This is a genomic window from Sphingomonas sp. SL1004 (genome assembly GCF_057815015.1).
The window spans coordinates 1,424,511-1,438,159 of record NZ_JBYMUX010000001.1; the positions used below are offsets into that span (position 1 = coordinate 1,424,511).

The following is a 13,649-nucleotide window of genomic DNA, read 5'->3' on the forward strand; positions in this document are numbered from 1 at the left end:
AGACCGTCAACCAAAACCGCGTTGTCATCCCGGACTTGTTCCGGGATCCACCGCTCCGCGAACCCAGTCGCGAATAATCAAGTCCAGCGGTGGATGCCGGAACAAGCCCGGCATGACCAAAGAAGCCCCTCACCGCGCATCCTTCAAGGCTTGCGCAATCTCGGCCACATTCTCCGGCCGGATATCGCCGATGATCTGCTTCACGACGATCCCGCGGCCGTCGATCACGAACGTCTCCGGCACGCCCGACGAACCCAGCGCCAACTGCACCTGGCTAGCCCGGTCGCTGCCGATCCGCTCGTAAGGATCGCCGTTGCGCCGTAGGAACCCGCTAATCGCGGGCGCGGTGTCGCGGATCGCGATAGCGTCGATCGGCACGCCCATCGCTTTCAGGCGCATCAGCTGAGGCGCCTCGGCGATGCACGGAATACACCAGCTTGCGAACACGTTGAGCAACCGCGGCTTGCCCTGCCGGAACGACGCGCTGCTCAAGCCCGGTTTGCCGGGGACCATTGCGGGCAGCGCGAAATCGGGGAGCGGTTTGCCGACCATCGCCGACCGCACCACCTTCTCGGCAGGCCGGAACAGCCCGCTCGCCACCACTGCGAACAGCAGCGCGAAGATCGCCAGCGGCGCCCAGAGTGCGAACCGCTTCATGCCCATTCAGCCCGTATCGTAGCCCGTCGCTCGCGATGCACCCGACCGATCAGCGATAGCATACCACCGAGCGCGATCAGCACGCCGCCGAACCAGATCAGCGTCACGAACGGCTTCCACCAGAGCCGAAGCTGCCACCGCCCCTGCCCGTCCGGCTGGCCGAGCACGGTATAAAGCTGGCCGTCGAGCACCGTCAGGATCGCGGACTCGTTCGTGCTCGTCGGCGGATTGGCGAAGAAGCGGAGTTGCGGGCGTAGGATGCTTTCGCTGCCGCCCCGCGTCGCGGTCAGGCGGGCTTCGAGCGCCGACCAGTTCTCGCCGATCACCGGCGATATTCCATCGAGCGTCACGGTATACGGCCCGACCCGCGCCGGCTCGCCCGCGCGCACCGCGACCAGTGTTTCCTTGGTGAAAGCGCTGTCCGCCGCCATCCCGGCGAGGCTGACTGCGATGCCTAGATGCGCGATCACCATGCCGTAGGTGAACAGCGGCGTGCGCTTGAGATTGCGCTTCCACAGAGGCGCGACGCTGGCGACGGCAAGCCCGGCGGCCAGCGAAAGCCCGGCCCAAGGCAGCACGCCCGGCCAGACGAACAGCAACGCGATTGCCGCTACCAGCGTCGCGCCGATCGGCAGCATTACGCGGCGCAGCACTGCCTTTGCGTCGTCCCGTCGCCAACGCAGCAGCGGCCCGACCGCCATTACCGCGACCAGCAGCAACGCGATCGGCCCCGCCGCCTTGTTGAAGAACGGCGGCCCGACCGATAGCTGCACGCCGAAGCTGGCCGCGACGATCGGATAGAGCGTACCGATCAGGACGATCCCCAGAATCACCGACAACAACAGGTTGTTCGCGACCAGCCCGCCCTCGCGACTGATCGGATCGAAGGTCGTGCCAGCACGGACGGTGCCGATCCGCGCGGCGAACAGCGCGAGCGCACCACCGATGTAGATCGCGAGCAACGCGAGGATAAAGGCGCCGCGCTCCGGGTCGACTGCGAAGGCATGGACGCTCGTCAGGATGCCCGAACGCACCAGGAACGTGCCGATCATCGACATCGAGAACGCGACGACCGCGAGCATGATCGTCCACGCGCGCAGGCCGTCGCGGGTCGCCAGCACTGTGACCGAATGAAGCAGTGCGGTCGCGGCGAGCCACGGCATCAGCGAGGCATTCTCGACGGGGTCCCAGAACCACCAGCCGCCCCAGCCGAGCTCGTAATAGGCCCAATACGATCCGGCCGTGATGCCGAGTGTCAGGAATATCCACGCGATCAGCACCCAGGGGCGCATCGCCTTCGCGAACGCCGGGCCGACGTCGCGCGTGACCAGAGCGCCGACCGCGAACGAGAACGCGACCGAGAGGCCGACATAGCCCGTGTAGAGCGTCGGCGGATGGAACGCCAAGCCGGGGTCCTGCAACAGCGGGTTGAGCCCGAGCCCGTCGGCCGCTGCGGGGTTGAGCCGCGCGAACGGGTTTGAGGAGAACAGGAGGAACGCGTAGAAACCGAGCGCGATCGTCGCCTGCGCGCCGAGCGTGGCGGTAAGCGTGCGTTCGGGCAGCGAGCGCTCGAAGATCGCCACCGCGCCACCGGCCAGCCCCAGGATCGTCACCCAGAGCAGCATCGAGCCCTCGTGATTCCCCCACGCACCGGCGAACTTGTAGAGCCAGGGCTTGGCGGAATGGCTGTTCTCGACGACCAGCTTCACCGACATGTCGGAGTCGAGGAACAACTCGATCAGCAGCGCCATCGCGAGCAATGCCAGCAGGCCCTGGACGATCGCCACCGGCCGGACCGCCGCCGCGACGTCTTCACGACCGCCTGCAATGCCGATCGCTGCCATCACTAGCTGCAGCGCCGCGAGCGCGCCCGCGAACCAGAGCGCGGCGAGGCCTGCTTCGGCGATCATTGCTTGGCGTCCGGTTCGAGCGTCTTGGTCTCGTGCATCTTGCCGGCCATCTCCGGCGGCATGTACTTTTCGTCATGCTTGGCGAGCAGGTTCGATGCGATGAAGCTGCCGTTCGGCTGGAACTGGCCCTCGGCGACGACGCCCGATTTCTCGCGGAACAGGTCGGGGACGATGCCGGCGAAGACGACCGGGGTGGTCGCCTGCCCGTCGGTGACGACGAAGTGGACGGTGATGCCGTCAGCCGCGCGCCTCACCGAACCGCCCTCGACCATACCGCCGAGCCGAACCGCGCGGCCCAGCGGCAGGCCGTCGCGCCGCACGTCGGACGGCGCATAGAAGAACGCCGCCTGGTCCTTGAGGGCGGACAGCGCGAGCAACCCCGCGAGGACGACCGCGCCGAGTGCGAGCAGCGCCAGCGTCAGACGTTGATGCTTGGCCTTCATTTCTCGGCCCTACGCATCGCCAGATAGCTGAGCAACGCGATGATCGCGCCGCCACCCAGCGTCACGGCATACGCAGCGATCACGAACGGCCACGGGTTCATGCGCGCGCCATCCGACGCATCCGGGCTTCGGACTTCGCCACGGCCAGCATCGTCCGCATCCGCATCAGGACGATCCCCGCGAACACGAAGGTGAAGCCGGCCAGCATGATCGGCAGCGGCCAAAGGATCGAACCATCGATCGTCGATTGCGTCAGGCCGATGCTGGGTCCCTGGTGCAGCGTATTCCACCACACCACCGAATAGCGGATGATCGGCAGCAGCACCGATCCGGCGATCCCGTAGAGTGCCGGCACACGCCCGTCGCCGCCACGATCCGCATCCGCCTTCGCGAGCGCCATGTAGCCGAGATAGACGAAGAACAGCAGCAGCATCGAGGTCAGCCGGCCGTCCCACTGCCACCACGTTCCCCAGGTCGGCCTTCCCCAGATCGAGCCAGTCATGAGACATAGAGCCGCGAACACCGCACCCGGCAGCGCGATCGCACGCGCGGCGACGCTGGCGAGCGGGTGGCGCCAAACGAGAAATACGATGCTGGAGATCGCGATCCCGCTCCACCCGCCCATGCCGAGCCAGGCGGCGGGGACGTGGATGTAGAGGATGCGAACCGTCTCGCCTTGGAGATAATCCGGCGGGGTCTGGGTCAGGCCCGCCCAGCAGCCGATCGCTATCAGCGCGATGCCGGCCCAGAAGAGCGCTGGCGTCAACGGCTTGGCGATCTTCAGAAAGCGTGCCGGATTTGCGAAGGCGTGTAGGGTGGCCACTGGTGGTACCACTATGGCAACAATACGAGGCTGTCACCTTGGACTTGAGCCCCTCTCCCCATCGGGGAGAGGGAGGGGCCCGCCGCACTTGCGGTGGGAGGGTGAGGGGCGTGAGGCTCGGGTCATTTACCCTAACTCCCCTCATCCGGCACTGCGTGCCACCTTCGCCCCGGCGGGGAGAAGGACTTACCGGCCGATCAAGCCCTTCGCGATGCTGTCCGCGACATCCGACGAAGGCTCGCCCGAACGGTCACTCTCGTTCCAAACCTCGATCAGGCGCTCGGGGATGCGCGCGATCCGCGCCTTCACCTCGGCCTCGTCGCCGTGACCCAGATACTCCAGACCGACGTTGATGATCCCGCCTGCGTTGATCACGTAATCGGGGGCGTACAGGATACCGCGAGCATGCAGCCGAGCTCCGTCCTCGCGGACGCTCAGCTGGTTGTTCGCGCCACCGGCGACGACCTTCGTCTTCAGCGCGGCGATCGACATCTCGGTCAGGACCGCGCCCAGCGCGTTCGGGCTGAAGATATCCGCCTCGGTCGTGAGGATCGCCTCGGCCGCCACCGCGGTCGCGCCGAGTTCGCCGGCCAGCTTCTGCGCACGGCCCTCGTCGACATCGGCCAGCGTCAGCACCGCGCCGTCCTTCGCGAGCAACCGCGCGAGACCGCCGCCGACCGACCCGACGCCCTGGATCGCGACGCGGACGCCCTTCATGTCGGTCGCACCGAGCCCACGCTGTGCCGCCGCCTTCACGCCGAGATAGATGCCGAGCGCGGTGTACGGCCCGGGATCACCACCCGCAGCGCCGCTCGCGACTGGCAGGCCGGAGACGTAGCGCGTCTGGCTGGCGATCACCTTCATGCGGTCTTCGGACATGCCGACGTCTTCCGCCGTCACGTAGCGCCCGCCGAGCGAGTCGACCGCGCGGCCGAACGCCTCGAGCTGTGCGGTCGTGATGACGTCGCCGGGCTTGGCCGCGAGGACCACGCCCTTGCCGCCGCCCAGCTCCAGCCCCGCCATCGCGTTCTTGAAGCTCATGCCGCGCGACAGGCGCAGCGCGTCGGTCACCGCGCGGCCGTTGTCGGCATAATGCCAGAAGCGTGCGCCGCCGGCTGCCGGCCCGAGCTTGGTCGAGTGCACCGCGATCACCGCGTGCAGGCCCGATTCGGGATCGGTGAAGGCATGAACGCCCTCGTGGTCGTCGAAATCGGGAAGGTCCCAAACCGCTGTCATCGCCGGCTCCTGAGAAGAATAAAATTACCGGGAGGCGAAATATTATTTTCCAGCCGGTTTTACCAGCCCAAAGCGCTCACGTTGGGGAGGCTCGGAAAAATAATGGGAAAATGGGGCGACCGACGGGACTTGAACCCGCAACATCCGGCATCACAAGCCGACGCTCTAACCAATTGAACTACGACCGCCGCGTAGGCATCGCCCCCTAGCGGGGGTCGCCGGGCGGCGTCAACCGTCGACTTGCCAAAAAGACGTCAAAAACGTCCTTCGATAGCAAGCTTGTACCCGTTCGGGCCGCTCACGAAGCCCGCCTGCTCGAGCTTCTGGACCGCCAGCGGATCGGACGGACGCAGCGACAGCTCGGCGCGATAGGTCCCTGCCCCCTCGATCCTGAGGGCGATGCTCTCGGTCCCGGCCTGGCTCGCCAGCGGCAGCAGCAACGCCGTGCCATCACAGCGTGCGGTGCCGCTCACCGACTGCGGCAAGGTGATCCCGCCGACGTCACCCGCCAGCGTCGCGCGGACACGGCCCTCGGCGGCTTCGCACTGGCCATCGCGGAAGCGGACCGAGACGTCGTCGAGGTCGAGCGCGGAGACGGGCACCGGCGCGAACAGCCGACCAGTCGCGACCGTCGCGATCATATGGTCGACACCGAAGCCGTGGCGACTGACGCTCGCCGACCCGCGCAACGGCCTGGCCGACACCGATTCGGGACCGACGAAGACGATCGTCGCGCGGCCGACCAGCAGCGGCAACGGTGACAGCCGCGCGTGCAGATCGCCGAGCGCGAGATCGCCGAACCGCGCTTCGGTCAGCGTCGCGCCCCAGATCGTTCCCGACACGCGCCGCGCGACCAGCCCCTCGTCGCCAACGCCGACCCAGCCGAGCACCGCGCGCATCGGCAGGAAGACGATCAGCGCGATCAGCAGCATCCCGCCGAACAGCGCGGCGGGGCCGGTACGCAAACGGATCCGCCTCATGCCGCGCGCGCCTTCAACGTGAGCGCGACGCCGACGGTTTTGTCGCCCTTGTCGGTCATCGCCGCCGAATCGACTAGGATGCCGAGCCGTTCCAGCCGCGCCAGCCATGCGGTCAGCGCGGCCGGGCGCGCCGACTGGATACCGACGCGCACCCGGTCCGCACCGTCCTGATCGAGCGAGGCGAGCGCGAAGCCTGCCTGGTCGGCCTCGGCGCGCACGACGTCGGCCAGCGTACCGGTCAGGGGCGTGGCGCGAGTCCGCTGGATATCCCGCAACGTGGCGACCTGCGCCCGTGTCTCGCCGAGCCGCGTAACCGCGTCGGCATGGCGTTCGCGTGCGCTCGACAGGCCATCGCCGACCGGGCGGATGATAAGCGCCCAGAGCAAGGTCAGTACCGCGAGCGCGGCCATGACGAGGAGAAGCCGGCGCTCCCGAAGAGAGCGGCCTTCGAACCATGTCTTCAAGCCGGTCATCGTCCGCTCCCCGATGCTGGACTGATCGTGAGTTCGCCCGTCACGCGTCCGGCGGCGGCCTGGAACACGCCTGCTCGGACGGTGAAGCCCGCCGCTTCGAGCGCACGCTTGAGATCGGTCGCCAGCGCCTCCCGCTCGACCGCGACCGACAGTCGCAGATCGCCGTTCGCCTGGAAATCGAGCGCGGTGACCTCGGTCCCCGGCGTGGCACGGATCGCGGCGAACGCGGCGGCGGTCGTGTTGGTGAAGCCGAGCCCCGGTCCGCGAACGCGCGACAGGCGCTCGTCGAGCTGGCGGCTGGCATCGACTACCGTCTCGCCGCGGGGCAGGCCCGTCACGGCGACCGTGTCCGCTTCGGCCTCCAACGCATCGGCCCCGAAACTGTATTTGGCGATGCGAACCAGCGAAATGGCTAGCGTCACCGCCAGGATCGTCAGCGACAACAGCGCAAGCCGCCGGATCAGCCCCCAATCGATCGCGAACCGGCGCCGCCGTGCGAACGGCCCTTGGCGCAGGTCGAGAGTAGGTGATGCCGCGGCGGCAACGATCGCTGCCTCCAGCGTGTCGCGATCAATCGTCGTCGGCGCAGCGCCGCCGGTTACGAGTTCGGTCAATCGCGCTTCGTCGGCAAACCCGCTCGACGTGCCGCGCACCACGCCGCTGCCAGCGAGTTCCGCTCGTGCGTAGCCTTCGTCAGGACGTGGCAGGAGCATCGGCGCGGGGATGAGGGCGACCGGATCGACGCCAGCCTCGGCGAGCATCCGCAGCCAGTCGCGCATCGTCGCGACACCGACCACGCCGATCGGTCGGTCGGCCGCGCCTTCGTTGCCCACCGCGACGTGGAGTTCGGCGAGCGGCGATGCGCTCGCCTCGCTGGCCAGTATTCGTGCGGCCGCAGTCGCCTGGGCGAGCGAGCGCGTCGGCAATTCCGCCCAGTGCAACGTCACCGAATCAGCCGGCGCCACCGCGATCGTCTCGTCGTCGATCGCATCGGGGATACCCTCCCCCTCCCCGACCACGCGCGCATCGACGACGCGCATCCAGCGAAATCCGGTCTCGCCGGCGGGAAGGAACAGCAAAGTCGTCATGATGGCTCGCCCCATTGCCGCGATACGAGCTGCGCGGGAAGTCGGTTCGCGTCGATCAGCGCGCGTTCCTGCATTTGTGTCGTGCCGAGCGTCACGTCGATATCGAGCGTGAACCATTTCGACAGCACCGTCGCCTCGGCACCGGGCGCGAGGGTCGCCGCCCCCTGCAACGCCGCCGCCTTGGTGATCTCGCCGACATCGGCATAGCCCTGCGGCGGACGACGCAGCAGCATCTGCTGCGCGCTCCCGACTGGCAGCGTATCGGGATACAGCATCGCGAACAGCGGCGCCTGTTCGGGCGCCAGCGTGTTGACGTTGATCGGCGACGGCTTGGCGATCGGCAGCGTGCAGATCCAGGGTTTCAGCGTCGTGTAGATATCGGGTGTCATGCCGGCAACCGCGCGAAGTTCGCTCGGGTCGGACATCAATGTGCCGGCGGTGCGGTACGGCGTCTCGCGACCGAGATACGCGCCGTCCTCCGCGCCCATCGCCTGCTGGTCCTGATCGCTGTCGATCCAGTCCGCGGTGCCCGACGCGATCTGTTCGGCAACCTGCGTCGGGACGCTCAGCAACCGCATCAGCCGGACGAATTGCGGGCGAATCTCGGGGTTGGTGACGTACACGCCGGGCGTGGTCGCTTGCGTGACGAGCGCGTTGAGATTGAAGCAATTGCCGCCGTCGCGCACGCGAGCGGTCGCGAAGCCTCCGGGGACCGGCAGACCGAACGGCGTGTTGCTCCAGTTGCCGGCGAGCGTGACCCGCTTGGGGCTCGGGCCGAGCAGATTGGAGACGCGGGTCAGCGCCATCGTCTCGGCGGCGAACGCATAGGCGCGCGCTTGTTCACCGGTCGCGGCGTTGCCGGCGAGCCGGGTCGACAGGCGCAGTTTCTCCAGCGCCGCGCCAGCCATCACCGCGATGATCGCGACGAGCATCAGCACGGTGAGCAGCGCGGCCCCCCGTTCTGGCCCGCGTTCCGGCCCGCGTTCCGAACCACGTTCAGCTCCGCGCACCGGGCGTCTCCTTGGGCGGCGTACCGGGCGGCGGCGTGGTCGACGGGCCCGTTCCTTCAGGTGGCGCCGGGACATACCCCGTGCCGACGAGGAACATCTGGCGGAACTGCGTGCCGTCGTCACGCTGGACGGTGAGTTCCATCGCGTCGGGCAACGGCCTGCCGCTCGCGCCATCCCAGCGATCGCTCCAAGCGCCGGCGATCCGATAGCGCAACGCGGCCTGGCGGACGTGGGTGAGCAGTGCGGCGGGAGGCAGGCCCTGTGCGCCGTCGATCATTGGGTAGGCGATCCGCTGCAGCGTGCCAGCATCGACACGGTAGGCAACCTTCTGCGTGCTGGGCCGCGGGGCGCCATCGATGTTGCTCCAGCCGGCGCGGACGAGCCGGAGCATCGGCGTGACGCCCGATCCGCTCTCGCCAACGAACGCGGGGACACTGGTGCCGGCCTCGTCACGCGACGCGCGGTTCGAGGCTTGGGCGAGATCGGCGGACAGGATCGACATCGTCCGGGTGAGCGCGCTGATGTCGTCGAGCTTGGCGCCCGTCGAACTCTGCGCCTTCACGCTAAACGACAGGATGGCCACGCCCGCCGCGGCGATCATCCCGAAGATCATGAGCGACACCATGACTTCGATGAGCGTGAAGCCGGCTTCGTTGTCGCGCTTCGTCATCCCGGACTTGTTCCGGGATCCACGGTTCCGCATCTTCAACCCTGCATTGCTCTCGCGGAACGGTGGATCCCGGAACAAGCCCGGGATGACGAAGGAAGTTTGGCGCGGGCTCATGACGGCGTGACCGGTGGCGGCACCGACCGTGGCGCGGGACGGACCATCGTCAGGCGACCGAGTTGCGTGCCGGTGCGATCGGCGACCGCTACGTCGATGCGCAGGACGCTGGAGCCGCCGAGCCCGCTGACCTGTCGTGTCCACGTCCAGGGCTGGCCGCCGTTCGTCTCGACGCCCGTGACGCGGCCTGCCGTCGGTGGCTGCGCGCTGGTGACTGCGTCGATCGCGACGTTGCGCGCGACCATCTGCGCGACCAGCGTTTCGTCGAGGATCGAGGCGCCGCGGATCGTCGCGCTTTCCAAACGCACGAGCGCCATCGCCGCAAGGCTGAACACCGCCAGCGCGACCATGATTTCTATGAGGGTAAAGCCACGCTCAGCCCGCATCGGCTCTTACGCTGCCGTCTGCGTCGATGTGCACCGTCGCCGCGACGCCGCCGCGATCGAGGCGGATCTCCGCGGGGCGGTCGACGAGGCCGGTCGGGTCGAACGTCACGCGCATCCGGCCAGTGGCGTCGCCGATGCTGGCCCTGGTGCCTTCGTTCCAGCGTTCGACGCGCATCGGTTTCTCCGCGATCGGCGTCCAGCCGCCGGCGAGCCGACGGTCGAAGCCGTATCCGCCACCGCTGATCCAGACGCTCACCGGACGCGCCTCGACGATCGCCGAATCGTGCGCGGCGCGGGTGCGCAGGGCGAAGCGCGTCGCCTCGTCGAGCACGCGGCCGCGCGGGTCCGGCATGACGAGCACGGCTACCGCGGAGGCCAAGCCGATGATCGTGACGACGACCATCAGCTCGACCAGCGTGAAGCCGTCTTCGCGCTTACTGCCAGCTGCCGATATCGGCATCGATCCCCTCGCCGCCTTCCTTACCGTCGGCGCCGAAGGTCCAGACGTCGGCCTCGCCGTGCGCGCCGGGCGAGGCATAGAGATAGGGGCGACCCCAGGGATCGTTCGGCAGCTTCTTCAGATACCCGCCACGCTGATAGCGCGACGGATCGGCGAGACCGGCCGGCGCCGAGACAAGTGCGTTCAGCCCTTGCGTGGTGTTGGGGAAGGTCATGTTCTGCAGCTTGTAGAGCTCCAGCCCGCCCTCGATCTGAGCGATGTCGGCCTTCGCCTTCTGGATACGCGCGGTGTCGCCCGAGGGCAGCACATTGAGGGCGACGATCGTGGCCAGAAGGCCGATGATGACGATCACGACCATCAGTTCGACCAGGGTAAAGCCTGCCTCGCGGCGACGCTTTTTCACTTCTTGACGCATACGAAACCTCATTGTCCGGCCAGCGTGTTGAGCTGGAGGATCGGGAGCAGGATGGATAGCACGATCGTCGCGACGATGCCGCCCATCACGACGATGATCAGCGGTTCGAGCAACGAGAGCGCGGTGGCGGTGAAGCGATCGAACTCGCGTTCGAGATAGTCGGCGGCGCGCTCCAGCATCTCGTCGAGGCGACCGGCGGCTTCGCCCGATGCCGCGAGATAGGTCAGCAGCGGGGGGAAGACACCGGCTCGGCGCATCGCCGCGGAGAGGCTGCCGCCGCCGCGGATCGCGTCGACGATCTGGTCCGAGGCGAGGCGAAGCCGACGGTTGTGGATCGTGCTGGCGGTGAGGTTGAGGCCGTCGAGCAGCGGCAGGCGGCTGGCGACCATCGTGCCGAGGGTGCGGGCCATCCTTGCCGCGTGGAGGTCTCGGATCAGGCGGCCGAGCATTGGTATCCGCAACATCCAACTGTCGAACGCGAGGCGGAGCGTCGGGTCCTTCAGCGCCTGCCATCCGCCGAGCGCGGCAAGCCCGACGACCAGCAGCATCACCCACCAATATCCGACGAGGAACGCCGAGAACGCCATCACCATCCGCGTAAGCAACGGCAATTGCTGACCGACCGTGTCGAATTGCTCGACGACCTGCGGGACGACGAACATCATCAGCGCGGTAACCACGCCCAGTGCGACGAGCGCGAGGATCGATGGGTAGGCGAGCGCGGTGATCAGCTTACCGCGGATTTCGGCCTGGCGTTCGAGGAGCGCGGCGAGCCGATCGAGGATCGTTGGGAGGGATCCCGAGCTTTCACCGGCCGAGACCATCGCGCGGTAAAGCGGCGGAAAGCTTTTCGGTTCGCGCGCCATCGCGTCGGCAAGGCGGCGGCCTTCGACGACGCCGGCGTGGACGTGCTGGACTATCGTTCGGACGCTGTCCTGCTCGGTCTGGCGGGTAATCGTGCGGAGGGATTCTTCGAGTGGCGAGACGCGGTTCAGGGTGGCGAGCTGGCGGGTGAAGAGCGTGAGGTTCTTGCCCGACATTTTCGGCGTGCCGAGCTGGAGGCCAAAGAGGGGGCGGCCCTTGGTCGCTTGCGGCGGTGCGCCGGGGGTGATCTTCACGACGTAGAATTTACGCGCGTCGAGGGTGGCGCGCGCAACGTCTATGTCCGACGCGGCGACGTGACCGCGGCGTTCGGCGCCTTTCGTGTCGATCGCGATGTAGTCGAAGTCCGCCATCATCCTCCCCTGCAAGGGGAGGGGGACCGCCGCGAAGCGGTGGTGGAGGGGGCGTGCCGCGCACGTTGCGGTTGTGGTGATTGTGCGCTCGCGACGGTGGCTGTGTACGGCTTGGGGTGCGAGCGTGGTGAGCCCCCTCCACCAGCTTCGCTGGTCCCCCTCCCCGTTCCGGGGAGGAATTGCTGCCCTCTACGCAACGGCTACGTCCTCAACGATCTCGGTCGTGTCGCGGCGGGATACTCGGACGGCTTCTTCGGCGGTGGTCTGGCCGGAGAGGACGAGGTCGCGCGCCGACTGGGCGAGGTTCGGGGACTTGGCGAAGGCGTGCGCGGTGATCTCCGACTCGTGGCCGTCGGTGTTGATGAGGCGGCGGATGGTGTCGTCGATGCGGACCGCCTCGAAGACGCCGATGCGGCCCTTGTAGCCCGACTGGTTGCAGTCTTCGCAGCCTTGCGCGACGTAGACGATCGCATCGGGGGCAATGCCGAGCAGCGGGGCTACCGTGTCCGAGGCGGGCACCGCCTTACGACAGGTCGGGCACAGTCGGCGAACGAGGCGTTGCGCGATCACCGCGCGCAACGTGGAGGCGAGCAGGAAGCTCTCGACCTTCATATCGCGCATGCGGGTGATCGCGCCGATCGCGTCGTTGGTGTGGACCGTCGACAGCACGAGATGACCGGTGAGCGATGCCTGCACCGCGATCTCGGCGGTCTCACGGTCGCGGATTTCGCCGACCATGACGACGTCGGGATCCTGACGCAGGATCGCGCGGAGACCTGCCGCGAAAGTGAGGCCGACCTTGGGGTTCACCTGGGTCTGGCCGACGCCGTCTACCGCATACTCAACCGGGTCCTCGACCGTCAGGATGTTGCGGCTGCCGTCGTTCAGCAGGCGCAAGGCCGCGTAGAGCGAGGTGGTCTTGCCCGAGCCGGTCGGGCCGGTGACGAGGATGATGCCGTTGGGCTCGCTCAGCGCTTCGTTCAACAGCGCGAACAATGCGGGCGGCAGGCCGAGCGCTTCGAGATCGATGCCGGCGTTTTCCTTGTCGAGGATACGCAGCACCACGCGCTCCCCTGCCCGCGACGGCAGCGTCGAGACGCGGACGTCGAGCAGCTTGCCGCCTAGCGTGAGCCCCATGCGGCCATCCTGCGGCACGCGCCGTTCGGCGATGTCGAGGCGGGCCATCACCTTGATGCGGCTGACCACCACGGGCGCGACGTTGGGCGGCATCCGGAGCGTCTCGCGCAGCACGCCATCGATCCGCATGCGGACGACGAGGCCGGTCTCGTAGGGCTCGATGTGGATGTCGGACACGCCGTTGCGCGCGGCGTCGGCGATGATGCCGTTGATCAGGCGGATCGCGGGCGCGTCGTCGGCGGTGTCGAGCAGATCCTCCGCGGTCGGCATGTCGCCGGCGAGCAAGTCGAGTTCGTCGCCCATGCCCACTGCAGCGAGCGCGTTCGCCTGGCCGTCCATCGCGTAGACGTTCGACAGGAGGCGATCGAAGGCCACTTGCTCCACGAAGGTCACGTCGAACGGGCGGGCGAGGTAGCGGCGGAGTTCGAGGAGGACTTTGGGGTCGGCGCCGGCGCGCATGGCGATCGTGAGGTGGGAGTCGGTGTCGGTGTGGTCGATGACGACGCCGAACTTTCTGGCGAAGGCGTAGGGGATGGTGATCTGGGGGAGGTCGAGGCCACCATCGTTGGAGGAGACCACATCGCTTCCCCCCTCCCGCAAGCGGGAGGGGCC

At 67.8% G+C, this 13,649-nt stretch carries 15 protein-coding genes and 1 tRNA gene; all 16 read right to left on the bottom strand.

Annotated elements, in window-relative coordinates; genetic code table 11:
• Nucleotides 1–129: 129 nt before the first annotated feature.
• Entirely contained in the window at nucleotides 130–657 is a 528-nt protein-coding gene (locus AC3D24_RS06350; protein WP_489029160.1) for a DsbE family thiol:disulfide interchange protein, read from the bottom strand.
• Nucleotides 654–2,567, bottom strand: a complete 1,914-nt coding sequence (locus tag AC3D24_RS06355; protein ID WP_489029161.1) for a heme lyase CcmF/NrfE family subunit — start codon at nucleotides 2,565–2,567, stop codon at nucleotides 654–656. The genes AC3D24_RS06350 and AC3D24_RS06355 overlap by 4 nt, the downstream gene beginning before the upstream one ends.
• Nucleotides 2,564–3,010 (bottom strand): cytochrome c maturation protein CcmE, encoded by a 447-nt coding sequence (ccmE, locus tag AC3D24_RS06360; RefSeq protein WP_489029163.1) that lies wholly within the window; start codon nucleotides 3,008–3,010, stop codon nucleotides 2,564–2,566. The genes AC3D24_RS06355 and ccmE overlap by 4 nt, the downstream gene beginning before the upstream one ends.
• 97 nt (nucleotides 3,011–3,107) lie before the next feature.
• Nucleotides 3,108–3,833 (bottom strand): heme ABC transporter permease CcmC, encoded by a 726-nt coding sequence (ccmC, locus tag AC3D24_RS06365; protein WP_489029165.1) that lies wholly within the window; start codon nucleotides 3,831–3,833, stop codon nucleotides 3,108–3,110.
• A 186-nt stretch (nucleotides 3,834–4,019) separates the two neighbouring features.
• Nucleotides 4,020–5,069, bottom strand: a complete 1,050-nt coding sequence (locus tag AC3D24_RS06370; RefSeq protein WP_489029167.1) for a Leu/Phe/Val dehydrogenase — start codon at nucleotides 5,067–5,069, stop codon at nucleotides 4,020–4,022.
• Nucleotides 5,070–5,180: 111 nt separating this feature from the next.
• Nucleotides 5,181–5,257, bottom strand: a tRNA-His gene (locus tag AC3D24_RS06375).
• A gap of 66 nt (nucleotides 5,258–5,323) precedes the next feature.
• Nucleotides 5,324–6,049 carry a type II secretion system protein N gene (gene gspN, locus AC3D24_RS06380; RefSeq protein ID WP_489029169.1) on the bottom strand — a complete coding sequence of 242 codons (726 nt, stop codon included), beginning with the start codon at nucleotides 6,047–6,049 and terminating at the stop codon, nucleotides 5,324–5,326.
• Nucleotides 6,046–6,522, bottom strand: coding sequence for a type II secretion system protein GspM (gspM, locus tag AC3D24_RS06385; RefSeq protein WP_489029170.1), 477 nt, complete (start codon nucleotides 6,520–6,522; stop codon nucleotides 6,046–6,048). Before gspM ends, gspN begins: the two co-directional genes overlap by 4 nt.
• Entirely contained in the window at nucleotides 6,519–7,610 is a 1,092-nt protein-coding gene (gene gspL, locus AC3D24_RS06390; protein ID WP_489029172.1) for a type II secretion system protein GspL, read from the bottom strand. The genes gspM and gspL overlap by 4 nt, the downstream gene beginning before the upstream one ends.
• Nucleotides 7,607–8,620 (bottom strand): type II secretion system minor pseudopilin GspK, encoded by a 1,014-nt coding sequence (gspK, locus tag AC3D24_RS06395; RefSeq protein WP_489029173.1) that lies wholly within the window; start codon nucleotides 8,618–8,620, stop codon nucleotides 7,607–7,609. The genes gspL and gspK overlap by 4 nt, the downstream gene beginning before the upstream one ends.
• Entirely contained in the window at nucleotides 8,607–9,290 is a 684-nt protein-coding gene (gspJ, locus tag AC3D24_RS06400) for a type II secretion system minor pseudopilin GspJ (RefSeq protein ID WP_489029174.1), read from the bottom strand. Before gspJ ends, gspK begins: the two co-directional genes overlap by 14 nt.
• Before the next feature lie 110 nt (nucleotides 9,291–9,400).
• On the bottom strand, nucleotides 9,401–9,790 hold the full coding sequence (gene gspI / locus AC3D24_RS06405; protein ID WP_489029176.1) for a type II secretion system minor pseudopilin GspI: 390 nt from the start codon (nucleotides 9,788–9,790) through the stop codon (nucleotides 9,401–9,403).
• Nucleotides 9,780–10,250: a GspH/FimT family pseudopilin gene (locus AC3D24_RS06410; protein WP_489029177.1), complete on the bottom strand. Its 471-nt coding sequence runs from the start codon at nucleotides 10,248–10,250 to the stop codon at nucleotides 9,780–9,782. Before AC3D24_RS06410 ends, gspI begins: the two co-directional genes overlap by 11 nt.
• Nucleotides 10,225–10,665 (bottom strand): type II secretion system major pseudopilin GspG, encoded by a 441-nt coding sequence (gspG, locus tag AC3D24_RS06415; RefSeq protein WP_489029179.1) that lies wholly within the window; start codon nucleotides 10,663–10,665, stop codon nucleotides 10,225–10,227. The genes AC3D24_RS06410 and gspG overlap by 26 nt, the downstream gene beginning before the upstream one ends.
• Before the next feature lie 8 nt (nucleotides 10,666–10,673).
• Nucleotides 10,674–11,900, bottom strand: coding sequence for a type II secretion system inner membrane protein GspF (gspF, locus tag AC3D24_RS06420; RefSeq protein WP_489029181.1), 1,227 nt, complete (start codon nucleotides 11,898–11,900; stop codon nucleotides 10,674–10,676).
• A 189-nt stretch (nucleotides 11,901–12,089) separates the two neighbouring features.
• Nucleotides 12,090–13,616: a GspE/PulE family protein gene (locus AC3D24_RS06425; RefSeq protein ID WP_489029183.1), complete on the bottom strand. Its 1,527-nt coding sequence runs from the start codon at nucleotides 13,614–13,616 to the stop codon at nucleotides 12,090–12,092.
• Nucleotides 13,617–13,649: the final 33 nt, after the last annotated feature.

Excerpts from the sequence above, each read along its gene's own strand:
- AC3D24_RS06370 (WP_489029167.1), bottom strand. The coding sequence starts at position 5,069 with ATGACAGCGGTTTGGGACCTTCCCGATTTCGACGACCACGAGGGCGTT.
- gspL (WP_489029172.1), bottom strand. The coding sequence starts at position 7,610 with ATGACGACTTTGCTGTTCCTTCCCGCCGGCGAGACCGGATTTCGCTGG.
- AC3D24_RS06355 (WP_489029161.1), bottom strand. The coding sequence starts at position 2,567 with ATGATCGCCGAAGCAGGCCTCGCCGCGCTCTGGTTCGCGGGCGCGCTC.
- gspF (WP_489029181.1), bottom strand. The coding sequence starts at position 11,900 with ATGGCGGACTTCGACTACATCGCGATCGACACGAAAGGCGCCGAACGC.
- gspN (WP_489029169.1), bottom strand. The coding sequence starts at position 6,049 with ATGAGGCGGATCCGTTTGCGTACCGGCCCCGCCGCGCTGTTCGGCGGG.
- AC3D24_RS06410 (WP_489029177.1), bottom strand. The coding sequence starts at position 10,250 with ATGCCGATATCGGCAGCTGGCAGTAAGCGCGAAGACGGCTTCACGCTG.
- gspI (WP_489029176.1), bottom strand. The coding sequence starts at position 9,790 with ATGCGGGCTGAGCGTGGCTTTACCCTCATAGAAATCATGGTCGCGCTG.
- gspJ (WP_489029174.1), bottom strand. The coding sequence starts at position 9,290 with ATGACGAAGCGCGACAACGAAGCCGGCTTCACGCTCATCGAAGTCATG.
- AC3D24_RS06350 (WP_489029160.1), bottom strand. The coding sequence starts at position 657 with ATGAAGCGGTTCGCACTCTGGGCGCCGCTGGCGATCTTCGCGCTGCTG.
- gspG (WP_489029179.1), bottom strand. The coding sequence starts at position 10,665 with ATGCGTCAAGAAGTGAAAAAGCGTCGCCGCGAGGCAGGCTTTACCCTG.
- gspM (WP_489029170.1), bottom strand. The coding sequence starts at position 6,522 with ATGACCGGCTTGAAGACATGGTTCGAAGGCCGCTCTCTTCGGGAGCGC.
- ccmE (WP_489029163.1), bottom strand. The coding sequence starts at position 3,010 with ATGAAGGCCAAGCATCAACGTCTGACGCTGGCGCTGCTCGCACTCGGC.